The following is a 26,319-nucleotide window of genomic DNA, read 5'->3' as shown; positions in this document are numbered from 1 at the left end:
ATGGCCCGGGCGCGCAAGGCCGATCCGCTCGCGCAATACAACGCCAAGCGCGACTTCACGAAAACCCCGGAGCCCGCCGGCAAGGCCGAGAGCAGCGCGAGCGGCAATGCCTTCATCGTCCAGAAGCACGATGCCACGCGGCTCCACTGGGACCTGCGGCTCGAGGTGGACGGGGTGATGAAGAGCTGGGCCGTGACCAAGGGCCCTTCGCCCGACCCCGACATCAAGCGCCTCGCCGTGCGCACCGAGGATCACCCGCTGTCCTACAACGACTTCGAGGGCACCATCCCGAAGGGCGAATACGGCGGCGGCACGGTCATGCTGTGGGATCGCGGCACCTGGAACCCGATCGCGGGCAAGAGCGCCGAGGATATCGACGACGGCCATCTGCATTTCTGCCTGCAGGGCGAGCGGATGCAGGGCGAGTGGCTGCTTATCCGCCTCAAGCCGAGGCCGGGCGAAAAGCGCGAGAACTGGCTGCTGCGCAAATTGCAGGACAAGCACGCGGAGCCCGGCGACGCGCTGGTGCAGCGCGAGCTGACCAGCGTGGCGACCGGCCGATCGATGGCGGAGATCGCGGCCGACAAGCAGGGCCAGTTCTCGCTCGCGGGCAAGAAGGACGATGCCTTCCTCGCGCAGATGCAAAAGGCCAGCGCGCACACCGCGACAAAGCGCAAGGCGCCGAAGAAGAGCGCGCCGCTGCCGAAGTTCCGCAAGCCCCAGCTCGCCACGCTGGTGGACGATGTCCCTACTGGCAACGGCTGGATGCACGAGATCAAGTTCGACGGTTACCGCGCGCTGATCGCTGCAAAGGCCGACAAGGTGCGCGTCTACACCCGTAGCGGCAAGGACTGGACCGACAAGTTCGCACCGCTGGTCGAGGCGCTCGCCGCGCTCGACCTGCCAAGCTGCCTGGTCGACGGCGAGATCGTGGCGGTGGATGCCAAGGGCAATCCCGATTTCTCCACCCTGCAAGGCGTTCTGAAGCGCGGTCACGGCGCGCAGGGCCCGGGCGATGCGCTGCAGTTTCACGCCTTCGACCTGCTAGAACTCGGCGGAGAGGACCTTGCCGACCTGCCCAACATCGAGCGCAAGGAGCGGCTGGAGGCGCTGCTCGGCACGGCGGAACCGCCGGTCTTCGTGGCCTACCACGTCATCGGCGCGGGCGAAACACTCTACCGCCGGATGTGCGAGGCGGGACAGGAAGGCATTATCTCCAAGACCGTGGACGGGCGCTATTCCGGCTCGCGCGGGAAGCGCTGGGTGAAGGTCAAGTGCACCCGGCGGCAGGAGTTCGTCGTCATCGGCTACAAGGCGAGTAGCGCGAAGGGGCGCCCGTTCTCCTCGCTGCTGATGGCCCAGCATGAAGGTGATGCGCTTGTCTACAAGGGCAATGTCGGCACCGGCTTCTCGTCCGACGACCTCGACGACCTTGCGGCGCGGATGGCGCGGCTGGAGCGCAAGACGCCGCCCGCCGAAGCGGACAAGGCCAGCGCGCGCGGCGTTACCTGGCTGACGCCTAAGCTGGTCGCCGAGGTCGCCTTTGCCGAGTTCACGGCGGACGGCAACATCCGCCACGGCAGCTTCCTCGGCCTGCGCGGCGACAAGAAGGCGAGCGCCGTCACACCCGAAAAGGCCGAGCCCGCGCCCGCAGCCCCTGCCGAGGTCGCGATATCCAGCCGCGAGCGGGTGATCTTTCCCGACGGCGGGCAGACCAAGGGCGACCTTGCTGATTACTACGCCGCGGTCGCCCCGATCATGCTCCCCTTCGCCGCCCGCAGGCCGGTCAGCCTGGTGCGCTGTCCGCAGGGGCGGGGGAAGAAATGCTTTTTCCAGAAGCACGACAGCGGTGCCTTCGGCGATGCCGTGCACCACGTGCCGATCCGCGAAAAGGACGGGGGCAGCGAGGATTACCTGTGGATCGACGACCTCCGCGGCCTGCTCCAGTGCGTGCAGATGGGCACGATCGAATTCCACGGCTGGGCTGCGCGCAGCAGCGAGGTCGAGAAGCCCGACCGCATGATCTTCGACCTCGATCCGGACGAGGGGCTGGACTTCGCCGAGGTCAAGAGCGCCGCCACCCACATCCGCGACCGGCTGGCCGACCTCGGCCTCGTCAGCTTCGCCATGCTGTCGGGCGGAAAGGGCGTGCACGTCGTGGTGCCGCTGTCGCCCGGCCACGACTGGGAAACGCACAAGGACTTCGCCCGCCGCTTTGCCGAGGCGCTGTCGCTCGCAGAGCCCGACCGCTTCACCGCGACGATGAGCAAGGCCAAGCGCAAGGGCCGGATCTTCATCGACTGGCTGCGCAACCAGCGCGGCAGCACCGCCGTCCTGCCCTACTCGGCCCGTGCGCGCAGCGGAGCCCCGGTGGCCGCGCCCATCGCCTGGGGCGAACTCAAAGGCATGGAGAACGCCCATCCCTTCTCCATCGACGATGCGCGGCGGCTGCTCGACCGTGCGGGCAGCAAGACGCTGGCCGGATGGGGCTTTGCCGAGCAGGCCTTGCCCGAGGTCTAGATGCAGCAGGTGCCGAATTTGCGCCGGATCGGGCCTTATCCCGTTTGCGGCTACGTCAATTTGCCCATAAAGTTGCGCGCGGACCAACCATGATCACACTCGACACCACCCTCGCCATCGACGGCGCGCCGCTGGCTGCCGACGAACGCTTTGCCGGCGTGCACGAAGCGAGCAAGCTCCTGAAGTCGCTTGCCAACGAATCGCGGCTGCAGATCCTGTGCCTGCTGTGCGAGGGCGAGCTGAGCGTGGGCGAGCTGTGCAGCCATATCCCGCTGTCCCAGTCGGCGCTCTCGCAACATCTCGCACTGCTGCGTGCAGAAGGGCTGGTGACGACCCGGCGCGATGCGCAATTCGTACTTTATTCGCTGGCCTCGCCGGAGGCGCGCGCGGTCATCGAGACGCTGCACGGACTGTTCTGCTCCGCCGAGGCGCGGGCGAAAGGCTAGTCGCCGTCGAACCCGAAGCGGTGCAGCGCCATGCCGGCCAGCATGGCCGCGCAGAATATCGCCGCGGGCAGCGGCGCGATGGCGAGGGCGGCAAGGCCCGGTCCGGGGCACAGGCCCGCGATGCCCCAGCCCACGCCGAACAGCACCGCGCCTCCGACCAGCCGCGGGTCGAGATCGGTGCGATCGGGCAGCGAGAACTTCTGCGCGAACAGCGGGTGGGCGAGGCGCTTCTGGACGGCCCAGGCCACCACCATGACGGCCACGGCACCGGCCATGACGAAGGCCAGCGTCGGATCCCAGTCGCCGAACAGGTCGAGGAAACCGATCACGCGCGCAGGATCGGTCATCCCGCCGACGGTCAGCCCGGCGCCGAACAGCGTGCCAGCCAGCAGCGTTACGATGACGGTGCGGATCATGGCCGGAACCCCAAGCCGAGCGCGTTGGCGATGGCCACTGTCGCCACGCCGCTGGCGATGAAGGTGGCCGTCGCTACCAGCGATCGCTGCGACAGCCGGCTCATCCCGCACACGCCGTGCCCGCTCGTGCAGCCGCTGCCGAGCCGGGTGCCGAAGCCGACGAGGAGGCCCGCGATGACCAGCGTGATGGGATCGGCGAATTGCGGGGTGAGCGTACCGGTGAACAGCATGACGACAAGCGCGCCGAGCGGCAGCCCGACTACGAAAGCGAATGCGGCTACGCGCGGCAGGGTCGAATCCGCCAGCCCGGTGGCCCGTGCGGCGAGGCCGGAGACGCCGGCAATCCGCCCGAGCCCCAGCAGCATCAGCGCGGCGGAGAGGCCGATCAGCAGCCCGCCGGCAAGGCCCGCCAGCGGGGCGGCATCGGGAAAGCCGGGCAGCGTCATACCGCATTCACCGGAATCTTGATGTAGCTCACTCCGTTGTCCTCCGGTTCGGGCAGGCGGCCGCCGCGAATGTTGACCTGCACGCTGGGCATGATGAGCTGCGGCATGGCGAGCGTGGCGTCACGCGCGGTGCGCATCGCGACGAATTCGTCCTCGCTCGTGCCGTCCTTGACGTGGACGTTGCCGCTGCGCTGCTGGCCCACCGTGGTCTCCCAGGCATAGACATCGCGCCCAGGCGCCTTGTAATCGTGGCACAGGAACAGCCGCGTGTCCTCCGGCAGGCGCAGCAGGCGGCGGATGGAGCGATAAAGCTGGCGCGCGTCGCCGCCGGGGAAGTCGGCGCGGGCGGTGCCGAAGTCGGGCATGAACATGGTGTCGCCGATGAAGGCGGCATCGCCGATCACGAAGGCGAAGTCGGCTGGCGTGTGCCCCGGCACGTGCAGGGCGATGCCCTCCAGCGTGCCTAGCGTGAAGCGGTCGCCATCGTCGAACAGGTGGTCGAACTGCGACCCGTCGCGCTCGAAGTCGGTACCGGCATTGAACAGTTTGCCGAACACCTCCTGCACCCGCACGATTTCGCGCCCGATCGCCAGCTTGCCGCCGAGCTTCTGCTGCAGATAGGGCGCCGCGGAGATGTGGTCTGCGTGAGCGTGGGTCTCGATCACCCAGGCGACCGACAGTACGTTCTTCTCGACATATTCGACGATGCGGTCGGCCGATCCGTTCGACGTGCGCCCCGCGGCGGCATCGTAATCGAGCACCGAGTCGATGATCGCGGCCGCCTTCGTCGCCGGGTCGTGGACCACGTAGCTGACCGTATTGGTCGCCTCGTCGAAGAAGCCGGCGATGGAGGGGCGCAGCGCCTTGTCGTCCTGTGCGCGCAGCACCTGCGCCGTGGCGGCATTCAGGGCAGGATCGGAGGGCGCGTTGTCAGGCATATCAGGCTTATCTAATATGCAAGCGCGACCTGTCAATGCATGGCCGGCCGGACCTAACAGTCTTGCTCCCCGCGCCGGCGCCTGTCGTGATCGATGACGGCGATGGCCTGCGGCACCGCTTCCTTGAGCATGGCGAGACGTTGGCGAAGCGCCTCCGTGTCACCGGCCTCCAGCGATTCCAGGGCCTTGCCCATCATCCGCTCGATAGCGAAGAGCATCTGCGTGCAGTTACGCGCAGCGTGGATATAGTCTTCCAGATCGTCCCTCTCGTCCATCGCCCGCGGGCTAGAGCAAATCGCCCGCAGCGCCAATTGATGCTTGTTAAGTTATCGAGAGGCGTGACCGAGGCGCTGTCGGAGGGCAGGTGACACTGCCCGGCGAAGGGTATAGGCGGTTTCGCCTGAACCTATTTCTAGCAAGGACTTGCCCCATGCGCCGCGCCCTTATCGCCCTCTGCCTCGCCGCCGCCCCGCTCGCCATTGCCGCCTGCACGACGATGGATACGCAAAAATCGGCCGGGCCGGAGGCCTACGACATGGCCGCCAGCCGCGCGAGCATCGCCGACGTAACCATGTCGCCCGACACCAGCTATCTCTCGGCGGAGGAACAGCAGGTGGTGAACCTGTTGATCGAGGCTTCGGGCTTCATGGACGAGATATACCTGCGCCAGCGCGGTGCGAACCTGCCCGCCATGCGCGACCAGCTCGCCCGCAGCGGCCGCAATGACCTCCTCGACATGTTCGACCGCAATTTCGGGCCCTGGGACAGCGTGGCCGACAACCACCCGTTCTACGGCACGCAGGAGTGGCCCGAGGGTGCGGGCTTCTATCCCGAGGACCTGACGCGCGAGGAGTTCGACGCCTGGCTCGCCGCGCATCCCGATCAGCGTGAGGCGATGATGAGTCCCTATACCGTGGTGAAGCGGGACGGGCGGGGTGGCTTCGTCGCCGTCCCCTACAGCGTCGAATACCGCGCCCAGCTGGAGCCCGCCGCCGCCCTGCTGCGCCGCGCCGCCGCCATCACCACCAACCCCAGCCTCAAGCGCTTCCTGAACCTGCGCGCCGACAGCTTCCTGTCGGACGACTATTTCGAAAGCGAGATGGCCTGGATGGACCTCGAAGGCACGCCCATCGAGGTCGCCATCGGCCCCTACGAGGTCTACACCGATCGCCTCTACGGCACGAAGACCGCGTTCGAGAGCTTTGTGACGCTGCGCAACCCGGAAGAGAGCGCCGCGCTCGACCGCTATGTCGGCTATCTGCGCGACATGGAGGGTAACCTCCCCATCGATCCGCAGTATCACAACTTCGCCCGCGGCTTTGAAAGCCCCATCGCGGTGGCCGACCAGATCCACGGCGGCGGCGACAACGTGCCGGGCGTGCAGACCATCGCCTTCAACCTGCCCAACGACGAGCGCGTGCGCGAGGCCAAGGGCGCGAAGAAGGTGATTCTCTCCAACGTGCTCGGCGCCAAGTTCGACCGCATCCTCGACCCCATCGCCGACGAAGTGCTGGCGCCGCCGCAGGCCGCGCTGGTCAGCCGCAAGTACATGCAGCTCTTCACCCTGTTCCACGAGCTCAGCCACTCGCTCGGGCCGGGCACCATCACGCTCAATGGCAGGCAGACGACGGTGAACGCCGAGCTGCGCGAGCAGTATTCGGCGCTGGAGGAGAGCAAGGCCGATGTCATGGGCATCTACAACCTGCTCTACATGATGGAGCGCGGCGAGCTGCCGATGGCGGAAAAGAGCGAACTGCTGCAGACCTATTTCGCCGGCCTGTTCCGCTCCATGCGCTTCGGCATCGAGGAGGCGCACGGCAAGGGCGCGGCGGCGCAGTACGGCTACCTGCTGGAGCATGGCGCCTTTTCGTGGGACGAGCGGGCGGATCACTTCGTCGTCGACGAGACGCGGCTGGAGAGCGGCATCACCGAACTCCTGCGCACCGAACTGATGCTGCAGGCGCGCGGCGACTATCGCGGCACCATCGCCTTCTTCGACCGCTACGCCCGGCTGGACGACCACGCCCGCCGCGTGATCGCGGGAATGGATCACATCCCGGTGGACATCCGGCCGATCTATCCGGACCGCATCTGATCTCTGGGCGCGCTCGTCGCATCAAGCGGCGGCGCGCCCACAGGCTTGAAGTTCCGGGCAATCCCCCCATCTTGGAGGGAGCTACCAGTCGCAATCGACGGTCCGACAGGCGCACGTTGCGCCCGACTTCCTTACCGTGAGCCTCCTAGCCGCAGCCGCGACCATGTCCGGCGCGCTGCACTCGAGCGTCAAGGATAGCATCATGGCCAAGCTAGGCACCATCCGTTTCTGGAACCCGGAGCGGGGCACCGGGACGATCGACCCCGACCACGGCGGCGATGCGCTGCCGTTCAAGTGGGCCGACTTGCAGGACGGCACCGAGCGGCCGGCACCCGAGCAGCGCTACAGTTACGAAACCTATGAGGTGAACGGCGGCGGCAAGCGTGCCGTCGACCTGCGACCGCTTGCCAACGCGACGCAGGAAGGTGCGCAGCCTCGTGCGCAGGAGCAGCAAGGCACCTACGCGCAGCAGCGCCAGCAGCGCGAACAGGCCCGTAATCAGCCGAACTGACACCAGGCGGGCGCGAGCAGCGCCGCGAAAAACGACAGGAAATCACCATGCCCATCAACAAGATGTTTCACGATCACCAGCGGGCGCTCATCCTTGCCGACCACGCGGCCACCGGCGAGGACCGGCGCGATCAGGCTGAACTGGCGACGCGCCTCGGCAACGATATCGCCGATTGGCGAGAGGATCGCGGCCTGCCGGTCATGACCAGGCCCGATGGCGACGCGGAGCCGACTGCGGACGGCGCATGACCGTGTCCCAAGGGAACGGCGCGTTCGGAAATCTGCCCGGCGGCATCACTGCCATATCCGCAACGCGCTATTTCGTTGGGCCCTACGCCTATGACAATCTCGCCGATGCCAAGGCGGAGAACCGCCGCCAGAACAGGCAGTTCAGGAAGCTCTGACCGGCCCTCGCATGGGTGCCGAAACCGACCCAGCCGCCGCTCTACCCCTACCGCATTTAGGCGGCGGGTCGTGCGGGCAGGAAGCGCGAATTTTTCAGAAGCAGTGCGCTGATTAGCGGCACCAGCAGGACGACGGGGCTGATTTCCATGAAGGTCATCGGCAGGCGGGAGAGCGGGTCGCCGTAATCGGGGTAGCCCATCGCCACGATGGCATCGACATAGGCATAGCCCGTCGCGGCAAGGTAGGCCTCCCACCCGGCGACGTAGAACAGCGCCGCGATCAGAGCCATCGCCGTGCCCAGACCCCATGCCGGGAGAAAGCGGATTACGCCGCCGAGCTGCTCGTCGCGGTACCGCTTCACGCCCGCGAAGACGAACCCCATCCCCGCAATCATCGACAGGAAGCCCACCGCCATCGCCAGCGTGCCGTGGCCGAGGCCGAGTGTCATGGTGCCGAGGAATAGTGCCTCGAGCGCGATACCGGCGAGAACGCCGTAAGTGAGGATGGTGCGGGTCATGGCAAGAACTCCCTGTCGTGGAGCATCATGCCTGCCGAGCGGCGCGGTGCAAGGCTATCGCCCGATTGGGTGATTTCGCCCCGATCGCCCAAATTCACGGCAAGAGATGTAGCTCGCGCGCGCGGGCAATGGCCTCCGTGCGGTTGGCCGCGCCCAGCTTCTCGAACAGGCGGGCGAGGTGGGTTTTCACAGTGTTGGGGCTGATGCCGAGATCGCGGGCGATGACCTTGTTGGCCTTGCCCAGCGCCAGCTCGTCCAGCACCTCCACCTCGCGCGGCGAGATGCCGAGGGTGGCGAGGGCACGCTCGTTGCGAGCGAAGGGCGCGGCGGCGGCGCGCGGGGCGAGCCGGTGGCCCAGCCACAGGCCGAGCGCGGCAAACAGCAGGGCGACGACAACGACGTAGAACTCGGTCGACCAGTCGCGCGAGACGTGCCGCCAGTCGAGCCAGGCGAGGAGCAGGGCGGCAAGCGCGGCCAGCGCGCCGTAGGTGAGGGCGGGGCGGATCGTCGCCCGCATCGTCAGCCCAGCCGCGTGACCCAGCCGTGGGTGTCCTCGACCGTTCCGCGCTGGATGCCGACGAGCTTCTCGCGCAGGGTCTGCGTCAGCTGGCCGGGGCCGCCGCTGCCGATGGTGAACTCGCCGTCGTGGCCCGCCACCTTGCCCACCGCCGTCACCACAGCCGCGGTGCCGCAGGCGAAGGTCTCGACCAGCCTGCCGCTGACCGCATCCTCGCGCCACTGATCGAGGCTGTACATTTCCTCGCGCACCGTCAGGCCTTGTTCGCGGGCGAGGGTGATGATCGAATCGCGGGTGATGCCGGGCAGGATCGTGCCGCGCAGGGGCGGCGTCAGGATCGTGCCGTCGTCGAACACGAAGAACAGGTTCATGCCGCCCAACTCCTCGATCCACTTGCGCTCGGCAGCGTCGAGGAAGACGGTCTGGTCGTGCCCGCGCGCGAACGCCTCGCCCGTGGGCACGAGGCTGGCAGCGTAGTTGCCGCCGCACTTGGCAGCGCCGGTGCCGCCGGGAGCGGCGCGGGTGTAGTCGCTCACCCACACGGAAACGGCGGGCGCGCCGGATTTGAAGTAGTTGCCCGCGGGGCTGAGGATCACAAGAAACTTGTAGCGCGTCGCAGGGCGCACGCCGAGGAACGCCTCGTTTGCGAACATGAAGGGGCGCACGTAGAGCGAGCCGCCGTCCACCGCTGGAAACCAGTCCTTGTCGGCCAGCACCGCCTGCCGCACCGCCTCGACGAACACGTCCTCGGGCAGGGCGGGCATGGCGAGCCGCTCGGCCGAGCGATTGAAGCGCGCCGCATTTGCATCGGGGCGGAACAGCGCCATCGTGCCGTCCGCCAGCCGATAAGCCTTCAGCCCCTCGAAGATCTCCTGCGCGTAGTGCAGCACCGAGGCCGCCGGATCGAGCGCGATGGGTTCGCGCGGGCCGAGCGTCGGGCTATGCCAGCCGCCCTTGTCCGCGTCGTAGTCGATCGAGACCATGTGGTCGGTGAAGACCTTGCCGAAACCGGGATCGGCAATCGCCTGTTCGCGCGTGGCGCCGGGGACGGGAGCGGGATGGGGGAGGCGGGTGAAATCCATGCCTGCGCGATTATCGGGGCGCGGCGGGGGTGGCAAGGGTGACGCGGCGGGCGGGACTGCCGGGTGCGGCCTGGCGCACGGTGTCCACGGCGCGGAACGAAAGCCGGTTCAAGGGTTTGGACCTGCAATCGACCAATCGACCTGAAAAGGGAGCGATGAGATGGCGAGTATCAAGACCGTGGTTGGAAGCTTCACGCTGGCCTGCGCCGCCCTCGCGCTGGGCGGATGCGAAACCGTGCCGTCCGCGCCCGCGACATTTCTCGACGGGACGCGGTGGGCGGTCATCGACGTGAACGGCGTCAACGTCTCCGACCGCAACGATTTTTATGTCAGCTTCTCGGGTTCGCGTTTCGAAGGGCGCTTCGGCTGCCGCACCGTCTCCGGCACCTACACCCTGCGCGTCGCGGCCAACGATGCCTACCAGCCGATTTTCCAGGGGAGCGAAGGGCGTTTTTCGGGCCAGCCCTGCCTCGGCACCCTGCCCGAGGAGATCGGCCCCGAATTGATGGCCAACGCGACCTTTTCGATCGCCCGGCCGGGCGAGGGTCGGATGAACTTCCTGCAACCGCCGACCGGCATCGCCTTCCGCCAACTCTGACCGGACGCACCAAATGAGAAGGCCAGCTCCACCGGGGTGGAACTGGCCTTCGCATGGTCAGCGGCCGTGTCGACCGCCCACGTAGCCTTACTCGGCAAAAGAAGAGATTACCGAATATGCTCCGCGTGGATCGTCACCGACCTCCCTGCTGAACCATGAGACATCGGATCACCTCCTTTCGCGCTTGTAAGCCAAGAACCGCCGTTTCACCGGGGCCCGGGACCGCCGATCACCGCCGGTCTTGACGCAATATGTGAGTCAGCGCGGCCACGAAAACAAGCCTTGTATTTCGCTTATTCACTGTCAGGATCGACCATTCCGGTTTCAGCCCCGGCAGTCCTCCACCACGCGCGAGATTTCCGGATAGGCCGGCACGTAGAGCGTGCTCGTGCCCGGCACCTCCAGCGCGAAGCGGCCCTTGGTAAAGGCCATCGCGTCGAGCAGGCCGTCGCTGGCCGAAAGCTGCGCCGCGATCGTCGGCGTGCCGCCTGCCATCGTGCCCGCGGTCAGCGCGCGGTCCTGCGTCTCGGTGCGGATGGTCATGGCGACTTGTCCGGTGGCGCTGCCGGCGCGGGCGATGGTCACCCGGCGGGTCGACCTGTCGCAGCTGATCGTCAGGCGCGCGCCTTGATTAGCCTCGCCGAACAGCGCCTGCGTGGTGGTGCCCGCGCTGCGATAGGTCCAGTCGCCGGGCGTCGCCGGATAGTCCATCCAGTTGTCGTAGCTGGGTACCGCGACCGGCTCGGGGATCGGCTGGACGACGGGCGATGCTGTGGGCGAGGGCGTGGGCACCGGCGTCGGCTCGGGCGAGGGGGGGATGCAGGCGCTGAGCGCCAGCGTGCCGACGAGGGCGATGGCGGATACGGAACGGCGGATCATGCTGGCGCGGCTACCTCGGGAAACGGGATCGGTCATGCCTTGGGCAACAAGCCACTGGCACGCACGGTTCCGCACCCCTATCGCCAAGCCCATGAACGAGGACAAGCCCCCGCAAAGACCCGGCAAGGTCAGGATCGACCAGTTGCTCGTGGAGCGCGGCGAAGCGGAGAGCCGCACGCGCGCGCAGGCGCTCATCATGGCGGGCCTCGTCTTTGCCGGGCCTGCCAACCGGCTGGAACGGATGACCAAGGCCGGACACCAGGTCTTCGCCGATGCCGTGATCGAGGTGCGCGGGCGCGATCACCCTTGGGTCGGGCGCGGCGGCATGAAGCTCGACCACGCCATCCGCGAGTTCGGCCTCGACGCCGGGGGAGCGGTGGCGATGGACATCGGCAGCTCGACGGGAGGCTTTACCGAGGTGCTGCTGCACCACGGAGCGTCGCGGGTCTTCGCGGTGGACGTGGGCACCAACCAGCTCGCCTGGAAGCTGCGGCAGGACCCGCGCGTAACCGTGCTCGAACAGACCAATGCCCGCGCGCTGACCCCGATGATGATCGATGCCGATTGCGACTGGGTGGTGTGCGATGCCAGCTTCATCGGGCTCGCCAAGGTGCTGGAGGTGCCCCTCGCGCTGGCCGCGGGCGACGCGCGGCTGGTGGCGCTGATAAAGCCGCAGTTCGAGGTGGCCAAGGGCGAGGTCGGCAAGGGCGGTATCGTGCGCGATCCGGCGCTGCACGCACGCGTCTGCGACGAGGTGGCGGAATGGCTGGAGGGCGTGGGCTGGCGCGTCGCGGGCCTGATCGAGAGCCCCATCACCGGAACCGAGGGCAACGTAGAATTTCTCGTCCACGCGGTGCGCGGCAGCCGACGTTGACCGGGCAGGTGCCCCGCGGGCGGACACCGGTCTCGAGCCTGCTTGCCACCCGCTCGTGCGCTCGCCACATTCGCCGGCAGGCCGAATCGCGCCGCCCGGAGAGCCCATGAATCGCCTCGCCTCGCCTGCCCAGCTTCGCGCCAGCCTGATCCGCTGGGCGCTGTTCCTCGTGCCGCTGACGATGCTGCTGGGCTTCGCTTCGGGGCAACTCGGCGGCGACCCGTCGAGTGCGTGGTTCCAGTCGCTCACCAAGCCCGCCATCTTCCCGCCGCCCAGGCTCTTCGGCATCGTCTGGGCGGTGCTCTACGCGCTGATGGGCTTCGCCTTCGCGCTCGTCTGCGCCGCCTGGGGCTCGCGCGTGCGCGGCCGGGCGATCCTCGCCTTCCTGGTGCAGTTCGCGGTGAATCTCGCCTGGTCGCCCGTGTTCTTCGGCCAGCACCGGATCGAGGCGGCGCTGTACATCATCGTGGGGATGATCGTGCTTGCGGCGATCACGACCGTGCTGTTTTTCCGCGTGCGCAAGTGGGCGGGGCTGCTGATGCTGCCCTACCTCGCCTGGATCACCTTTGCCGCGGTGCTCAACTGGCAGTTCCTCGAACTGAACCCCGACGCGAGCGGCGCGAAAGATGCGGGCGCGGTGCAAAGTTTCGAGTTGTAGGGTTTGTTTTGCGAGCCCGCCTCCGCGGGCTCGTCATCGCTAGATACGCTTCGAAGATGCGCCCGCTGCGGGCGCACGTTCGCGCTTGCGGACCTTCGGTCCGATACTTGCGCAATCCTGCCGAGTTCTCCACATAGCCCCCATGCAAAGCGAAAACCCCATCATCGCCGACTTCGTCAAGATCGCCAACTCCGCCGCGGGCACGCTAGCGGGCATGGGGCGCGAGGCGCGCGACGGTGCGCGTGAGCGGATGAAGGAGGCGCTGGGCGGCCTCGATTTCGTCAGCCGCGAGGAATTCGACGCGGTCAAGGACATGGCCGGCCTGGCGCGCGAGAAGGTCGACGTGCTGGAGGCCCGGCTCGCCGCGCTCGAAGCGAAGATCGCCGGCAGCACGTCCGATTAGGCAATCGCAAGTCGCGGGGAACGCTGCCGCCCTTTCGGCCATTAGGCTAATGAAGGGGCAAGTGCCATGTTCACCCAGCTCAATCCGCCAATCCCGCTCCATGTACTCGACAAGGGAGATGGCCAGGCCGTGGCCATTATCGACTATGGGCCCGAACACCACCTCGTGTGGGTGACGGCCATCGATGCGACGGGCGAAATCTGGTGCGCGCCCAATCCGCAGGTGCGGATGCAGGGGAACTGGACCATGGGCCGCAAGCGCGCACCCGATGCCGAACGGCAGCCGCCCCGCAAGCCGGACATCGCCCCAGTCGCCGCCTGACCTGTTGCCCGTGCGCTGAGGCTGCGCCAAGGTCGCGGCCATGCATGTGCGCGCCCCCGCCATCCTCGTCGCCGCCCGCCAGCACGGCGAAACGGCCGTGGTCGCACGCTTCCTGACGGCGGACTTCGGCCTCGTCGCCGGCTACGTCGCGGGCGGGCGCGGACGCTTGCTCAGGCCGGTTATGATCCCCGGCAACGCGGTGGACCTGCAACTCTCCGCCCGCAGCGAGAGCCAGCTGCCTTTCGCGAAGGCGGAGCTGGTCGCCAGCCGAGGGCCGTGGCTGGGCGAGCCGCTCGCCGCTGCCGCCATCGGCTGGGTCTGCGCGCTGACCGCCACCGCGCTTCCCGAACGCCAGCCCTATCCCACGCTCTACGAGGCGCTGTCGGGCACGCTGGAAGCCGTGTGCCATGCGCCGAGCGCGCGGGGATGGGCCAGCGCGCTGGTCGGTTACGAGGCACTTCTGCTGCGCGAGCTGGGCTACGGCGGGGCGACAGGCAGGCCGCAGGGCGACCTGCCGCAGGTGCTGGAGGCTATGGATGCGCTCGGCCCGCCGCTCGAGCACTACCTGCTTGCCGACCGGCGCGGCGATGTTATGGCGGCCCGCGCGCGGCTGCGCGGCTTGCTGGGACGGATCGCCTGAGATGAAGATCGCGTGTTTCGCCGGGGACGGTATCGGGCCCGAGATCATGGCCGAGGCGCGCCGCGTGCTCGCAGCCCTCGACCTGCCGGGGCTGGTGGTGTTCGAGGGCGACGTCGGCGGCGCGGCCTATCGCCGCCACGGCCATCCGCTGCCCGAAGAGACGCTCGACATGGCGCGCGCCGCCGATGGCGTGCTGTTCGGCGCGGTGGGCGATCCCGCCTGCGACGCTCTGGAACGCCACCTGCGGCCCGAACAGGCCATTCTCGGTTTGCGCTCGGCGCTCGGCCTGTTCGCCAACCTGCGCCCGGCGACCATGTTCGCAGGCCTTGAGAGCATGAGCGCGCTTCGCCCTGAAATCGCGGCCGAAATCGACCTGCTGATCGTGCGCGAGCTAAACGGCGACGTCTATTTCGGCGAAAAGGCCATGCGGACGCTGGATGACGGTCGGCGACAAGGGTTCGACTTCATGTCCTATGCCGAGGACGAGGTGCGCCGCATCGCCCACGTCGCCTTCCGCGCGGCGCGGGGGCGCAACGGCCGGCTGTGCAGCGTCGACAAGGCAAACGTCCTCGAAACCAGTCAGCTATGGCGCGATGTCGTGATCGAGACGCACGCCGAATATCCCGATGTCGAGCTCAGCCACATGTACGTGGACAATGCCGCGATGCAGCTGGTGAAGAACCCCGGCCAGTTCGACGTGGTGGTGACGGGCAACCTGTTCGGCGACATCCTGTCCGACCAGGCGAGCATGTGCGTGGGCTCGATCGGCCTCCTCGCCAGTGCGGCGCTGGGGGAGCGGCAGACGCAGTTTGGCACCTTCGGCCTCTACGAGCCCATCCACGGCAGCGCGCCGGACATTGCCGGGCAGGGCGAGGCCAATCCCATGGCCATGATCCTGAGCCTCGCCATGCTGCTGCGCCACTCGCTGGGCCGCGAAGAGGATGCCGCCCGCGTCGAGCGCGCCGTATCGCAGGCGCTGGCGGACGGGGTGCGCGGCGGCGACCTCGGCGGCACGGCGGGCACGCGCGAGATCGGCGATGCGGTGCTGGCGCGGCTTTGACCGCCCGCGTAAACCACATGGTTAACATTTCGCGCTAGCCAGCGGGCATGGACATGAGCCACACCGACCTTTCCACCGCCGCCGATGCCGCCACTCGCGAGCTGGAACTCGCCGTCGTCCTGCCGACGCTGAACGAGCGCGCCAACATCGCTCCGATGGTCGCGCGGCTGGAAGCGGCGCTGGGGCCGACGGGCTGGGAAGCGGTCTTCGTCGACGACAACTCGCACGACGGCACCGCCGAGGAAGCGCGCCGCATCGGCCGCGCCGACCCGCGAATCCGCGTGATCCAGCGCATCGGCCGCCGCGGCCTCGCCAGCGCGGCGATCGAGGGCATGTGCGCCACCGCCGCGCCGTTCGTGGCGGTGATGGATGCCGACCACCAGCACGACCCCGCGCTGCTGGTGGAGATGCTCGCCGCGGTGAAATCGGGCGCCTACGACCTCGCCTACGCCAGCCGCTTCGCCGTGGGGGGCAATGCCGACGGCCTTGCGAGCAAGGGCCGCGAGCAGGGCAGCCGGATCGCCAACGCGCTCGCCCGCAAGCTTACCGGTACCGAGCTGACCGACGCCATGAGCGGCTTCTTCCTGCTGCGGACCGAGCAGCTGCGGCAACAGGCCGTCAACCTTTCGGGCATAGGCTTCAAGATCATGCTCGACATCCTCGCCACCGCCGAGCCGCGCCTTCGTGTAAAGGAATTCCCGTTGAAATTCGCCGAACGCCTCGCCGGGGAAAGCAAGCTCGATCACGGGGTGGTCCTCGATTTCGTCGCCGGCCTGGCCGAGCGCTATTTCGGCCGCTGGGTGCCCACGCGCTTCGTGCTGTTTGGGCTCGTCGGCGGGCTCGGTGTGTTCGTCCACATGGCCGTGCTCGCGACCATCTACTGGCCTGAGACCATCGCCTTTGGCTGGGCCCAGGCCATCGCGACGATGGTGGCCATGACTTTCAACTTCTGGCTCAACAACCTGCTGACCTACCGCGACAAGAAGCTGACCGGACCGGACGGGTTCTTCTGGGGCTGGCTCAAGTTCTGCGGCGCCTGCTCGGTCGGCGCATTCGCCAACGTGGCGGTGGCGACCGTGCTCAACGATCAGGGCGTGGTCTGGTGGTTGGCCGCGCTGGTCGGCGTGGTGATCGCCAGCGTGTGGAATTACGCGCTATCGAGCAAGTTCGTGTGGGGACGGTTCCGGTAGGTCAGGCATCCATCCCCTGACCCCCGCTCATCCTGAGCTTGTCGAAGGATGCCGCGCCACCACCCAAGCTCCGCTCATCCTGAGCCTGTCGAAGGATGCCGCGCCAACGCTAGATTAATCCTGACGATTACGCGCCAGCCTGCTGATTTCGTCCCAGTCGCCCGCAATCAGCGCTTCCTTCTTCGCCCTGCTCCAACCCTTGATACGCCGCTCGCCGGCAAAGGCCTCGTCGCGGGTCGGGAAGCGTTCCGACCAGACCAGAACGACAGGACGCCGCCGCAGGGTATAGCCATCGATCGCACCTGAGTTGAGCGCGGCAATTCGGGCGTCGATGTCTTCCGTGTGGCCGGTGTAATACGAGCCATCAGCGCAGCGGACGATGTAGGCATAGAAGTCTTTCATGTGGCGACTGTCGTGCCAGCATTATTCGACAAGCTCAGGATGAGCGGAAGTGGGTAGTCGGATGCGCCTTTAAATCTCACCGCCAACCCGCCGTCCACGCCCAGCGCAGGAACGACTGGTCGCTCTCCAGCGGCGCGGCGGTGAGGATGGGGAACCAGTAGGCGAAGAAGGCCAGCGCGCCCAGCGTCAGCGCCCAGGGCACCAGCCGCTCGCCGCGCTGCCACAGGCGCTCCACCGCCAGCGCCAGCGCGCCGGAGACGAACATCCCGGCGAGGAAGTAGTGGAAGTAGAACTGTACCGCCTTGGGCGCGACGACCCATAGCAGCAGGCTGGCGGCGTAGAGCACGACCAGCGCCAGCAAATCCTTGCGCTTCTCGCGCCAGCCCGCCCATGCGCACCAGCCCATCGCGACGAGGCCGAACCACATGGTCACCGGGTTGCCGATCAGCATGACGCCGCGCTGCGCTCCGTCGACGGGTTCGTAGAGATACCAGATAGCACGGCTGTTCGCGACCCATTGCCACCAGTTGCTCTGGTAGGGATGCGGCTCGGGAACCTGCGTCTGCAGTGCCAGCATCTCGCGGTGGAGCGAGATCAGGCCCTCGACGTTCGAGACCGGCAGGTTCCAGTAAAGGAACGGCCAGAAGGTCAGCGCATAGACGAGGAGCGGCACCAGCCCCAGCCAAACGCCCGCCTCCCACAAGGGCATCCCCGCCACCGGCCAGCCGCGCCGCGAAAGCAGCAGCCGCCGCCTACCCGCCGCCAGCCGTCCGACGAAGAAGGCGAGGCCCGGCAGCACGGCGATGGGAATGGCGTTCCACTTGGCTGCCATCGCGCAGCCCAGTGCTACGCCGCACACCGCCAGTCGCCAGCGTCCCGTCTCGTTCTCGCGCACGGCGCCCGCGAACATCCACAGCGCCACCATGACGAAGGCGACCATGAAGACGTCGAGCATGGCAATGCGTGCGTGGACGAACAGCAGAAAGTTGGTGGCAACGAACAGCCCAGTCAGCAGGCTGGCCATGCGGGTGCGGCTGGAGAACCAGGCCGCGCGCATGGCGGCGAACAGGGCGAGCGTGCCGAAGACGGCGCTCATGATCCGCCAGCCGAGCGGCCGGTCGCCGAACAGCGCCATTCCCAAGGCGATGATCTGCTTGGCGAGCGGCGGGTGCTCGAGGTTGGTCGCCATCTGCAGGTCGAGAACGGCGCGCGCGGCAGGCAGGTAGTGGACCTCGTCGAAGAACGGCGCGCTCGGCACGGTCAGCCGCACGCAGGCGAGCGCGAGGAAAGCGAGGGCGATGGCCACGTTCCAGGCGAAGGGGTCGCGGGGGTGCTCGCTCGGCAGGCTCATGCGGGGGGCAGCGTTATCGGGGCGGGCGGGGAAGGGCAATTGGCAAACCGCGCATGTCCCCGTAACAGGCGCTCACGATGAAGAAGACCACCGCCACCGATCCCGCCGTCACCCGCAACTGGCGCCCCGCCACGCAGGCCGTGCGCGCGGGCACCCACCGTTCCGAACACGGCGAGACGAGCGAGGCGCTCTACCTGACGAGCGGCTTCACCTACGACAGCGCCGAGGAAGTCGCCGCGCGGTTTGCGGGCGAGGCGAGCGGAATGCAGTACTCGCGCTTCAGGAACCCCACGGTGGAGATGCTGCAGCACCGCATCGCCGCGATGGAGGGGGCCGAGGCGTGCCTGGTGCAGGCGAGCGGCATGGCGGCGATGACGAGCTCGCTGCTCGCCATGCTGTCGGCGGGCGACCACGTGGTGGCGGGCCGCGCGGCTTTCGGCTCGTGTCGCTGGATCCTCGACAACGTGCTCAATCGCTTCGGCATCACCCACACCGCCATCGACGGGACGGACAATGCCGCCTGGGAGGCTGCGATCCGGCCGGAGACCAAGGCATTCTTCTTCGAGACCCCCGCCAACCCGACGATGGACCTCGTCGATCTCGAATTCGTCTGCGGCCTCGCCCGATCGAAAGGCATCACGACGGTCGTCGACAACGCATTTGCCACCCCCGTACTCCAGCGCCCGATGGATTTCGGCGCGGACGTGGTCGCCTATTCGGCCACCAAGCTGATGGACGGGCAGGGCCGGGTCATGGCGGGCGCGGTCTGCGCCAGCCGCCAGTGGATCGAGGAGGTGCTCAGCCCCTTCCAGCGCAACACCGGGCCGATCGCCGCGCCGTTCAACGCCTGGGTGGTGCTGAAGGGTCTGGAGACGCTGCCGCTGCGCGCCCCCGCCCAGAGCGCCAGCGCGCTCACTGTGGCGCGGCATCTGGAGGAAAAGGGCCTGCGCGTCCTCCATCCCGGCCTGCCAAGCCACCCGCAGCACGAGCTCTGCCAGCGCCAGATGAGCGCAGCGGGCCCCATCTTCGCCTTTTTCGCGCCGGGCGGACAGTCGCAGGCGATGGCGCTGTGCAACGCGCTGGAGCTGATCGACATCTCCAACAACATCGGCGATTCGAAGTCGCTCATGTGCCACCCGGCCAGCACCACGCACTACAACATGGGTGCAGAGGGTCGCGCCGAGGCGGGCATCGAGGACGGGATGCTGCGGCTGAACGTGGGGCTTGAGGACGTCGAGGACCTCATCGACGACCTCGACCGGGCGCTAGGCACGGTGGGTATCTAGCTGTCGCAGCGCCGGGGTGGCGAAGGGGATCGTTAGCATGGTGCTCGCCACCGCGCACAGCAGCAGCGCGGTAAAGGTCGCCGGCGTGATGACCTGCTTGTCGAGCAGGACATTGGCAAAGATGATCAGGATCAGCGCCTTGGTCTGCAGCAGCCAGCCGATCAGCCGCGCCTCGCCGCGCGGCCACTTGAGCAATCGGCCTGCCAGCGCCACGCCCCCCAGCTTGCCGCCGACCGAGGCGACGAGCAGTGCGAGGGCAAACATGGCGACGGCCCAGCCGCCCGCGCTCCACTGGGTCTTGAGGCCGGTCGAGAGGAAGAACACCGGCATCAGCGCCAGCAGCACGGTGTCGCGGAAGCGGTCGACTCGCTCGGTTCCGAACCATTCCCCGTCAAGCACCGCGCCCGCGAGGAAAGCGCCGACCATGAAATGCAGCCCTGACCAGTCCGCCGCGAGACCGAGCAATGCCACCCAGACGAGCGCGACGTACCAGCGGTCGCGCTCCGCCAGCCGTACCATTGCGGCGCGCATCGCCCAGACGGCGGGCACGAACAGCGCGATGAAGGCCGCCTGCCGGCCCACGCGTTCCCAGTCGAGCAGGATGAGCGCCAGCACGCCCCAGATGGCCAGGTCGTCGAGGCTGGCATAGCGCAGCACGCGCTGGCCCAGCGGCTGGCGCAGGATGGCCAGCTTCTCGAGGAACAGCACGAGAATGGGGAGCGCGGTAACGGCGCAGGCCATGCCGACCCCGGCGACGAACTGCCAGTCCTGCCCCTCGGCGCCGACCCACTCGCCGCGCGCGTCCAGCAGCAGCAGCGCGCCGGCGACCAGTGCGCCCAGCGCCATGGGCGTGGTAAAGGCCAGCGCGGCGGTCGTGCCCGTCTCCCCGCGCCAGCGCCAGGCGGCCTTGAGGTCCAGCTCCAGCCCGGCGACGAAGACGAACAGCATGACGGCCCACATGGCGATGCCGTTCAGCATGGCGATGACGTCGGGCGTGAACAGCGTGGCGTGGAGTTGGGGCAGGGCCGCGCCCAGCACGCCGGGGCCGAGCAGGATGCCGCCGACGATCTGCACCACCACCAGCGGGGCGTAGTAGTCAGTCCGGCCGAGCCGCCAGACGGCGTAGGGCAGGGCGAAGATCGCCACCAGCACCGCCAGGAACATCTCGGTCTGCGTCAGCTGCGGCATGGGGCAGAGCGATAGCAAAGCGCCCCGCCGCCGCAAGCGGGCGCGCGGCACGGCCCGGACCTTTATCCCCCCTTGTCGCAGGGCGCGAAAGCGTTACCTTGGCGGGCATGGTTGCCGATGCCATCGCCGCGCTGTTCCAGCATACCGCCATCACCGACGGGGTGACGGTGCGCGTGTCGGTGAACTTCATGCCCGAACAATCGCGCATCGGCGCGAACCGCTGGTTCTGGGTCTATCACATCCGTATCGAGAACCATCGTGACGACGCGGTGCAGCTGCGCACCCGCCACTGGCGCATCACCGATTCGAGCGGCGCGGTGAACCTCGTCGATGGCGAGGGCGTGGTGGGAGAGACCCCGCTGCTGCAACCGGGCCAGACGCACGATTACGTTTCGGGCTGCGAGCTGACGACCAATCAGGGCGCGATGCAGGGGTACTATACCTTTGCCCGCGCGACCGACGGCACGCTGTTCGACGTGACGATCCCCTACTTCCCCCTGGCCGCGCCCACCGAGCAGGCGGAGTAATCCTCCCCGGAACGGGGAGGGGGACCACCGAAGGTGGTGGAGGGGCTTCGGTCGGGCTGTAGCGTAGCGTGCCCCTCCACCATGCTGCGCATGGTCCCCCTCCCCCGGTGGGGGAGGAATTACCGCACCCGCGCCGGTGCCACGATCACCGCGTTCGCCAGCAGCAGGTCCAGCCCGTCGAGGTAGCCGCGCACGGCGGGATCGTGGGCGAAGCCGATGGCGAGGCCTCGGCCGCTCGCCTGCGCGATCATGTAGGGCTTGTAGGCCATCTGCCGCCGGTTCTCGTCCCAGACGTAGCCGCTCGCCACCAGCCGGTCGGCGGGGGCATAGCGGACCACGTTGACGCCTTCGCTGAGCGTCAGCGGCGTGAGGATCAGCGAGCCGTCGGCAAACACGGTCGGCGGTGCGCGGTCGTATCCGGCGGCGAGGAAGCTCTCGGGATCGACCACGGTGTTGAGCAGCGCGCCGGGCAGCGTGTCCGGACGACGACCGTTATCGAGGATCGCCGCGCGGTAGTCGGCATCGCTCTCGATGGCGGTACCGGGCGCGGTGTCGCCGTCGTCCTCCTCGTCCTCGCCCGGCTCGCCGCCGAGCACGGTCTCGCTCTTGGTCGCGAACAGGGCATTGTCGCCGCTGGCGAAGGCGGCCAGGCTGTCGCCGTAGGCCACCAGCACGCCGCCGCCCTGCACGAAGCGGGCCGCCGCAGCGCGCGCCGGGGCGGGCAGGGCGAGGCTGTCGGGTACGATCAGCACGTCGATGTCGGAAAGGTCCGCGCGCGCCACGGTGCCCGTGCGGATCGCCGCGACGGGCAGGCCGAAGCGTTGCTCGATGACGTAGCGCGTGGCACCGGCACTCGTCGGGCTGATGCCGTCGCCCCACAGCATCGCGACTGTCGGCGCGGTCAGGAGGGCGAAGCGGTCGCTGCCGAGGTTCGGTCCGGCCTCGGTCCAGCCATCGGCGAGGGCCACGGTCTCGGCCCCGACCTCGCGCGCGATGGCGGTCAGGCGGGAGAGGTCGCCGCCATTCTCGGCGCGGCTGAAGATCACGCTTCCCCGCGGATAGTCGCGACCCGCCACGGTAAAGGCGCGGTCGCTCGCGCGTCCGCGCAGCCCGGCGGCAAGGGCGCGGGCGACGAGTTGTACCTGTCCGCTGTCGCTCCACGGCACGACCACGCCGAAACGGCCCGCTTCGTCCGCCCGCGCCGGAATGGCCGCGCCCGCCTGCACCGGAAAGCCGGAGGCGGCACCGGCGCATTCGCGCACGGCAAGCCCGCTCATCTGCCCGACTGACCAGGCGGTGGTGTCGTAGATTTCGTGCGGCATGTCACCCGCGCGGCGCGTTTCCTGCCGCGCGATGAACTCGGCGGGCAGCTCCACGTCGTCGTCGAGCAGGCTGCGGATCAGCCGCGCGCCGGGCTGGCGCATGGAGATGGACAGATAGCCCTCGGGATAGGATTGCCCGCAGGCGCTCGCGGGGCCGTTCACGCGGCCCACGGCAATGCCCTGTGCCGTCAGCCGCTGCGCCAGCGCCTCGGCGTTCCAGCGCCGCTGGGCGAGGTCGATGACGAAGGCCCCGCTGCCCACCGCGCCCGCCGCCGCACTTCGGCGATAGGCGGTGAAATCGCGCAGGAAGGCATCGGCGTTGCGCGCCACGGTCAGCGCGGTTTCCAGGGTGGTGGTGAAGTGGTTTCGCACGCCCTGCTCGTAGGTCAGCACGTCGCCGTCGCTGCGGTTCCACACGAGGCCGCGCGCGCTTCCCTGCTCGAAGGTCATGGCGACCGCGCCGTTCAGCGTCGGCCAGGTGTCGCCGTAGCCGGGATAGAACAGGTCGAAGGTCTCGCGCGTGTAGTAGGGCTGGCCCAGCGCATCGAGCGCCGCGCCGTTGGCCCGGCCAAGCTGGATGAGGCGCGCGCGCTGTTCGGGCGTGACGTAGGGGTTGAAGGGGTCGGCGTTGGGCGGGAAAAAGTAGCTCGAATCGCCGCTCATCTCGTGCGCGTCGACCAGCACGACGGGGTGCCACTCGCGGATGGCGGCGATCTTTCCGCGCGTTTCCGGCTGGGTCATGGCGAACCAGTCGCGGTTCAAGTCGAACAGGTAGTGGTTGAAGCGCCCGCCCGGCCACGGCTGGTCGTGCCCGGCGCTGAACGGTAGGCCGGAGGGGGCCAGACCCTCGGCGGCGTAGTAACTGCTGGTGAAGCGCGCCCGCCCGTCGGGGTTCTGCATCGGGTCGATCACGACGACGCTGTTGGCGAGGATGGTGTCCGCCGCCGCGTCCCCGCGGGCCGCGACGAGGTGGTAGGCGACGGCGAGCGCGGCATCGGTGCTGCTGATCTCGTCGCCGTGGACGCCGTAGCTAAGCCAGGTCACGGGCACGCTGTCCGCCCCCGGCGCGCCGCCGCCCGCGATGCGCTGCATGTCGGCGCGGATGGCGTCGAGGCGGGCCATGTTGGCGGGGCTGGCGATGACGGCATAGACGAGCGGGCGGCCCTCCCAGCTCCTCGCGTATTCCACGAGGCGCACCCGGTCGGGCGCGGCAGCGGCGAGCGCCTCGAGGTAGTCGATGGCCACCTCGGGCCGGGTGATCTCGGCGCCCGTGCGATGCCCGGCGACCTGCTCCAGCATCGGTACGGCGGGGTCGAACTGCCCGTCGCGGAAGCTCTGGGCGGCGGCGGGCGCGGCGCAGGCGAGGGCGAGGACGGCGGCGGCTAGCAGCGTGCGGATCATGTGGCGGAAAAACCCTTTCGGGAATGCCGTCTGTGCCCGCCCGCGCGCGCGGTCAAGCGGCTTGCCGCCGCGCGCGCCTCGCCATAAAGGCAAGGCAGCCATGAAGCGCACCCATCTGCCCCTGAACGCCCTGCGCGTGTTCGACGCCGCCGCCCGGCATCTCAGCTTCACCCGCGCCGCCGACGAGCTGGCGGTGACGCCCGCCGCCGTCGGCCAGCAGATCCGCGCGCTGGAGGACGTGCTCGGCGTCGTGCTGTTCCGCCGCACCAGTCGCGGGCTGGAACTGACCGACGAGGCGGAGGCCGGGCTCGACCCCTTGCGCGACGGGTTCCTGAAGTTCGAGGAGAGCGTGCAGGCGATGCAGGCCGGGCAGGCCAGCAGCAAGTACGCCATCGCCGCCCCGCGCGAATTCTACGCTCAGTGGCTCGCCCCGCGCATCGCCGCCTTCCGCGCCGGGCATCCCGAGGTGACGATCCAGCTGACCGCCGACGAGAACGCCGACTTCACCGAGGCCAATCTCGATCTCGCCATCCGCCTGGTCGAGGGGCCGGACGAGCTGGAGGGCGCGCGGCTGGTGGGCGGCTGCAAGGTCTGTGTCGCCGCCGCGCAAGATGTGACGGGCTGGATCGACTGGCCGACCTACGAGGCGCCCGAGGGGGCGGACGTGGTACTGACCGTGGGCAACGCCGGGCAGGTGCTCAGCTCCGCGCTCGCCGGGATCGGCCGCGCCTGGCTGCCGCTGCCGCTGGTGGAAGAGGCGCTGGCCGACGGTCGGCTGGTCGCGCTGGGCGAGCCGGAGGACTGCCGCCGTGCCTACTGGCTCGTCGCCCCGCGCCCGCAGTGGCGGCAGAAGAAGGTCAAGGCGCTGGTGGCGCACCTCACCGGCACCTGAGCGCCCATTCGGGCGACATCGGGGATTAACGATTGCCGCTCTAGCAAGGCCAAGTCCGCGCGGTTAGTGTCGGACCAGCGAAACTTGCAAAGGGGGCAATTTTCTCATGCGATTCGATTTCGGCCACTACCGTCTGGGCAAGACGGCGCTGCTGCTCGGCGCCGCCGCGCTGCTCGTTCCCGTAACCGCCAGCGCGCAGCGCAATCTCGACGAAGAGAGCAGCAACGTGCGTATGTACCAGGGCACCGTCGACAGCGCGCCGGCGGAATTCCGCGTCTCGGTGCCGGCCAACTCGGTGATGCAGATCGACGTGATGACGACCTCCGAGCTCGATCCCATGGTTACCGTCACCGATGCCCGCACCGGCGAGGTGATCGCCGAGGACGACGATGGGGGCGACGATCTCAATTCGCGCGTGCGCATCCGCGGCGAGGAGCGCGGGCGGGCCATCGTGATCTCCGTCAACAGCTACGATTCGACCTGGGTGGAAGAGGGCGAAAGCTACGGCGGCAGCTTCGACCTTCGTCTCGCCACCTCGGCCTTCGTGCCGCACCGCACCCGCGCCGTGACGTGGGGCGCGCGCGAAACGGGCACCGTCAGCGGCAGCGACGAGCCCGATACCTACACCTTCCGCGCTGCTGCGGGCGACCGGCTCGAGGTGGCGCTGGTCTCGCCCGATAACAGCGGGCTCGATCCCTACCTCGAACTGCAGGATGCTAGCGGCGAGGTGATCGCGTTCAACGACGATTCGAACGGCCTCAATTCCTACATCAGCCACCGGTTCGCCGAAGCCGGGACCTACACCATCGTCGCCAAGGGCTACGGCTCCAGCACCGGCGACTACGTGCTGCGCGTGCGCGAACGGCGCGATGTCGCGCCGCTGACGGGCCTGCAATCGATCGGCATCGGCGGCGAGGCGAGCGGCGAACTCGTGCCCGGCTATGTCGACGACGACTACACGCAGCCGATGTTCGTGGAATATGCGCTGAGCGAGGCGGCCAGGGCGGCGATCCGCGCGGGCAACGGGGCGGTCACCGTCCATGTCGACGCGGACGAGGGCGGCGATCCGGACTTCGGCGGCAATATCGATCCCTTCGTGCGCGTCGGCCTCGACACGCCGCTGGGCTTTGCCATGATCGCCGAGGACGACGACGGATCGGGCACGCTCAATTCGCTGCTGCCGCTCGATCTCGGCCTGATCGCCGACCGGCCCGACCTGCTCGACCTGCTGCGCATCCGCGTGCAGAGCCTGGGCGGGAACGGCGGCGCCTACACCCTGCGCCTTGCGGAGGGGCTGGAGGAACGTGCGGGCTACGACCTGGAATCCAACGGTCCTCCTCCGCCACCGATGATCATGACTTCTCCGACGAGTTGATCGGGATCGCCGGAAGCTGTCCCTTACGCCCATCTGGTTTAAAATGCCGGTGCCAAACCC

The 26,319-nt window shown here is 68.4% G+C and carries 30 protein-coding genes; 18 read left to right on the top strand and 12 right to left on the bottom strand.

The window, feature by feature from the left end:
- Together ligD and AAW00_RS06050 are read left to right on the top strand one after the other, a co-directional pair.
- The gene (gene ligD / locus AAW00_RS06055) at nucleotides 1-2,520 is read left to right on the top strand and encodes a DNA ligase D (RefSeq protein WP_047003321.1); all 2,520 of its coding nucleotides are present in this window, start codon (nucleotides 1-3) and stop codon (nucleotides 2,518-2,520) included.
- 89 nt (nucleotides 2,521-2,609) lie between these two features.
- Nucleotides 2,610-2,966: an ArsR/SmtB family transcription factor gene (locus AAW00_RS06050; protein ID WP_082124933.1), complete on the top strand. Its 357-nt coding sequence runs from the start codon at nucleotides 2,610-2,612 to the stop codon at nucleotides 2,964-2,966.
- Here AAW00_RS06050 and AAW00_RS06045 read toward each other — a convergent pair.
- The 4 genes from AAW00_RS06045 to AAW00_RS06030 are packed head-to-tail and all read right to left on the bottom strand — an operon-like array spanning nucleotide 2,963 to nucleotide 5,041.
- Nucleotides 2,963-3,382 (bottom strand): DUF6691 family protein, encoded by a 420-nt coding sequence (locus AAW00_RS06045; protein WP_187331009.1) that lies wholly within the window; start codon nucleotides 3,380-3,382, stop codon nucleotides 2,963-2,965. The two genes, AAW00_RS06050 and AAW00_RS06045, sit on opposite strands and share 4 nt — an antisense overlap.
- Nucleotides 3,379-3,828 carry a YeeE/YedE family protein gene (locus AAW00_RS06040; RefSeq protein ID WP_047003320.1) on the bottom strand — a complete coding sequence of 150 codons (450 nt, stop codon included), beginning with the start codon at nucleotides 3,826-3,828 and terminating at the stop codon, nucleotides 3,379-3,381. Before AAW00_RS06040 ends, AAW00_RS06045 begins: the two co-directional genes overlap by 4 nt.
- On the bottom strand, nucleotides 3,825-4,766 hold the full coding sequence (locus AAW00_RS06035) for an MBL fold metallo-hydrolase (RefSeq protein WP_047003319.1): 942 nt from the start codon (nucleotides 4,764-4,766) through the stop codon (nucleotides 3,825-3,827). Before AAW00_RS06035 ends, AAW00_RS06040 begins: the two co-directional genes overlap by 4 nt.
- 53 nt (nucleotides 4,767-4,819) lie before the next feature.
- A complete protein-coding gene (locus AAW00_RS06030; RefSeq protein WP_047003318.1) occupies nucleotides 4,820-5,041 on the bottom strand; it encodes a hypothetical protein in 222 nt (73 codons plus the stop codon).
- Nucleotides 5,042-5,196: 155 nt separating this feature from the next.
- Between AAW00_RS06030 and AAW00_RS06025 the strand changes: the two genes are divergently transcribed.
- The 4 genes from AAW00_RS06025 to AAW00_RS14905 all read left to right on the top strand — a co-directional run bounded on the left by AAW00_RS06025 (nucleotide 5,197) and on the right by AAW00_RS14905 (nucleotide 7,775).
- Complete coding sequence (locus AAW00_RS06025; RefSeq protein ID WP_052761785.1) at nucleotides 5,197-6,861, top strand: dipeptidyl-peptidase 3 family protein; 1,665 nt, start codon at nucleotides 5,197-5,199, stop codon at nucleotides 6,859-6,861.
- Nucleotides 6,862-6,997: 136 nt separating this feature from the next.
- Entirely contained in the window at nucleotides 6,998-7,372 is a 375-nt protein-coding gene (locus AAW00_RS15275; protein ID WP_187331008.1) for a cold-shock protein, read from the top strand.
- Between the two features lie 47 nt (nucleotides 7,373-7,419).
- Complete coding sequence (locus AAW00_RS06015; RefSeq protein WP_047003317.1) at nucleotides 7,420-7,620, top strand: hypothetical protein; 201 nt, start codon at nucleotides 7,420-7,422, stop codon at nucleotides 7,618-7,620.
- Nucleotides 7,617-7,775: a hypothetical protein gene (locus AAW00_RS14905; protein WP_156169940.1), complete on the top strand. Its 159-nt coding sequence runs from the start codon at nucleotides 7,617-7,619 to the stop codon at nucleotides 7,773-7,775. The genes AAW00_RS06015 and AAW00_RS14905 overlap by 4 nt, the downstream gene beginning before the upstream one ends.
- Before the next feature lie 56 nt (nucleotides 7,776-7,831).
- Here the strand turns inward: AAW00_RS14905 and AAW00_RS06010 are convergent, their stop codons facing one another.
- The 3 genes from AAW00_RS06010 to AAW00_RS06000 all read right to left on the bottom strand — a co-directional run bounded on the left by AAW00_RS06010 (nucleotide 7,832) and on the right by AAW00_RS06000 (nucleotide 9,892).
- Complete coding sequence (locus tag AAW00_RS06010) at nucleotides 7,832-8,293, bottom strand: DUF4199 domain-containing protein (protein WP_047003316.1); 462 nt, start codon at nucleotides 8,291-8,293, stop codon at nucleotides 7,832-7,834.
- Between the two features lie 94 nt (nucleotides 8,294-8,387).
- Nucleotides 8,388-8,810 carry a response regulator transcription factor gene (locus tag AAW00_RS06005; protein ID WP_047003315.1) on the bottom strand — a complete coding sequence of 141 codons (423 nt, stop codon included), beginning with the start codon at nucleotides 8,808-8,810 and terminating at the stop codon, nucleotides 8,388-8,390.
- A 2-nt stretch (nucleotides 8,811-8,812) separates the two neighbouring features.
- Entirely contained in the window at nucleotides 8,813-9,892 is a 1,080-nt protein-coding gene (locus AAW00_RS06000; protein ID WP_047003314.1) for a branched-chain amino acid aminotransferase, read from the bottom strand.
- A gap of 160 nt (nucleotides 9,893-10,052) precedes the next feature.
- Here AAW00_RS06000 and AAW00_RS05995 point away from each other — a divergent pair, with 160 nt between their 5' ends.
- Nucleotides 10,053-10,490, top strand: coding sequence for an META domain-containing protein (locus AAW00_RS05995; protein ID WP_047003313.1), 438 nt, complete (start codon nucleotides 10,053-10,055; stop codon nucleotides 10,488-10,490).
- Between the two features lie 324 nt (nucleotides 10,491-10,814).
- On the opposite strand, the gene AAW00_RS05990 is transcribed toward AAW00_RS05995, so the two are convergent.
- A complete protein-coding gene (locus AAW00_RS05990; protein ID WP_047003312.1) occupies nucleotides 10,815-11,369 on the bottom strand; it encodes a hypothetical protein in 555 nt (184 codons plus the stop codon).
- Between the two features lie 91 nt (nucleotides 11,370-11,460).
- On the opposite strand from AAW00_RS05990, the gene AAW00_RS05985 reads away from it, so the two are divergent.
- The 7 genes from AAW00_RS05985 to AAW00_RS05955 all read left to right on the top strand — a co-directional run bounded on the left by AAW00_RS05985 (nucleotide 11,461) and on the right by AAW00_RS05955 (nucleotide 16,515).
- Nucleotides 11,461-12,243, top strand: coding sequence for a TlyA family RNA methyltransferase (locus AAW00_RS05985; RefSeq protein WP_047003311.1), 783 nt, complete (start codon nucleotides 11,461-11,463; stop codon nucleotides 12,241-12,243).
- A gap of 106 nt (nucleotides 12,244-12,349) precedes the next feature.
- Nucleotides 12,350-12,901 (top strand): TspO/MBR family protein, encoded by a 552-nt coding sequence (locus tag AAW00_RS05980; protein WP_047003310.1) that lies wholly within the window; start codon nucleotides 12,350-12,352, stop codon nucleotides 12,899-12,901.
- Nucleotides 12,902-13,043: 142 nt separating this feature from the next.
- The gene (locus AAW00_RS05975; RefSeq protein ID WP_047003309.1) at nucleotides 13,044-13,304 is read left to right on the top strand and encodes an accessory factor UbiK family protein; all 261 of its coding nucleotides are present in this window, start codon (nucleotides 13,044-13,046) and stop codon (nucleotides 13,302-13,304) included.
- A gap of 66 nt (nucleotides 13,305-13,370) precedes the next feature.
- Nucleotides 13,371-13,625, top strand: coding sequence for a hypothetical protein (locus AAW00_RS05970; protein ID WP_047003308.1), 255 nt, complete (start codon nucleotides 13,371-13,373; stop codon nucleotides 13,623-13,625).
- Nucleotides 13,626-13,665: 40 nt separating this feature from the next.
- Entirely contained in the window at nucleotides 13,666-14,265 is a 600-nt protein-coding gene (gene recO, locus AAW00_RS05965) for a DNA repair protein RecO (protein ID WP_047003307.1), read from the top strand.
- A 1-nt stretch (nucleotide 14,266) separates the two neighbouring features.
- Nucleotides 14,267-15,325, top strand: coding sequence for a 3-isopropylmalate dehydrogenase (leuB, locus tag AAW00_RS05960; protein WP_047003306.1), 1,059 nt, complete (start codon nucleotides 14,267-14,269; stop codon nucleotides 15,323-15,325).
- A gap of 47 nt (nucleotides 15,326-15,372) precedes the next feature.
- A complete protein-coding gene (locus AAW00_RS05955; protein ID WP_047003305.1) occupies nucleotides 15,373-16,515 on the top strand; it encodes a glycosyltransferase family 2 protein in 1,143 nt (380 codons plus the stop codon).
- A gap of 114 nt (nucleotides 16,516-16,629) precedes the next feature.
- Here AAW00_RS05955 and AAW00_RS05950 read toward each other — a convergent pair whose 3' ends face one another.
- Together AAW00_RS05950 and AAW00_RS05945 are read right to left on the bottom strand one after the other, a co-directional pair.
- Nucleotides 16,630-16,917, bottom strand: coding sequence for a GIY-YIG nuclease family protein (locus tag AAW00_RS05950; RefSeq protein WP_047003304.1), 288 nt, complete (start codon nucleotides 16,915-16,917; stop codon nucleotides 16,630-16,632).
- 76 nt (nucleotides 16,918-16,993) lie between these two features.
- Complete coding sequence (locus tag AAW00_RS05945) at nucleotides 16,994-18,268, bottom strand: glycosyltransferase family 39 protein (protein ID WP_047003303.1); 1,275 nt, start codon at nucleotides 18,266-18,268, stop codon at nucleotides 16,994-16,996.
- 77 nt (nucleotides 18,269-18,345) lie between these two features.
- Here AAW00_RS05945 and AAW00_RS05940 point away from each other — a divergent pair, with 77 nt between their 5' ends.
- Nucleotides 18,346-19,554, top strand: coding sequence for a trans-sulfuration enzyme family protein (locus tag AAW00_RS05940; RefSeq protein WP_047003302.1), 1,209 nt, complete (start codon nucleotides 18,346-18,348; stop codon nucleotides 19,552-19,554).
- Here the strand turns inward: AAW00_RS05940 and AAW00_RS05935 are convergent.
- Nucleotides 19,534-20,742, bottom strand: a complete 1,209-nt coding sequence (locus AAW00_RS05935; protein WP_047003301.1) for a cation:proton antiporter — start codon at nucleotides 20,740-20,742, stop codon at nucleotides 19,534-19,536. The two genes, AAW00_RS05940 and AAW00_RS05935, sit on opposite strands and share 21 nt — an antisense overlap.
- A 122-nt stretch (nucleotides 20,743-20,864) precedes the next feature.
- On the opposite strand from AAW00_RS05935, the gene apaG reads away from it, so the two are divergent.
- Nucleotides 20,865-21,269 carry a Co2+/Mg2+ efflux protein ApaG gene (apaG, locus tag AAW00_RS05930; RefSeq protein WP_156169981.1) on the top strand — a complete coding sequence of 135 codons (405 nt, stop codon included), beginning with the start codon at nucleotides 20,865-20,867 and terminating at the stop codon, nucleotides 21,267-21,269.
- Nucleotides 21,270-21,388: 119 nt separating this feature from the next.
- Here the strand turns inward: apaG and AAW00_RS05925 are convergent, their stop codons facing one another.
- On the bottom strand, nucleotides 21,389-23,992 hold the full coding sequence (locus tag AAW00_RS05925) for a M14 metallopeptidase family protein (protein WP_047003299.1): 2,604 nt from the start codon (nucleotides 23,990-23,992) through the stop codon (nucleotides 21,389-21,391).
- A 100-nt stretch (nucleotides 23,993-24,092) separates the two neighbouring features.
- Between AAW00_RS05925 and AAW00_RS05920 the strand changes: the two genes are divergently transcribed.
- Both AAW00_RS05920 and AAW00_RS05915 read left to right on the top strand, forming a co-directional pair.
- Nucleotides 24,093-24,884 carry a LysR substrate-binding domain-containing protein gene (locus AAW00_RS05920; RefSeq protein WP_047003298.1) on the top strand — a complete coding sequence of 264 codons (792 nt, stop codon included), beginning with the start codon at nucleotides 24,093-24,095 and terminating at the stop codon, nucleotides 24,882-24,884.
- Between the two features lie 106 nt (nucleotides 24,885-24,990).
- Complete coding sequence (locus AAW00_RS05915) at nucleotides 24,991-26,259, top strand: PPC domain-containing protein (protein ID WP_047003297.1); 1,269 nt, start codon at nucleotides 24,991-24,993, stop codon at nucleotides 26,257-26,259.
- The last annotated feature ends 60 nt before the right edge of the window (nucleotides 26,260-26,319 follow it).

It is taken from the genome of Aurantiacibacter luteus (assembly GCF_001010945.1).
GTDB classification, from domain to species: Bacteria; Pseudomonadota; Alphaproteobacteria; order Sphingomonadales; family Sphingomonadaceae; genus Alteraurantiacibacter; species Alteraurantiacibacter luteus.
Note: the sequence above shows the minus strand (reverse complement) of the source record. Positions and strands in the feature narration are given on the sequence as shown.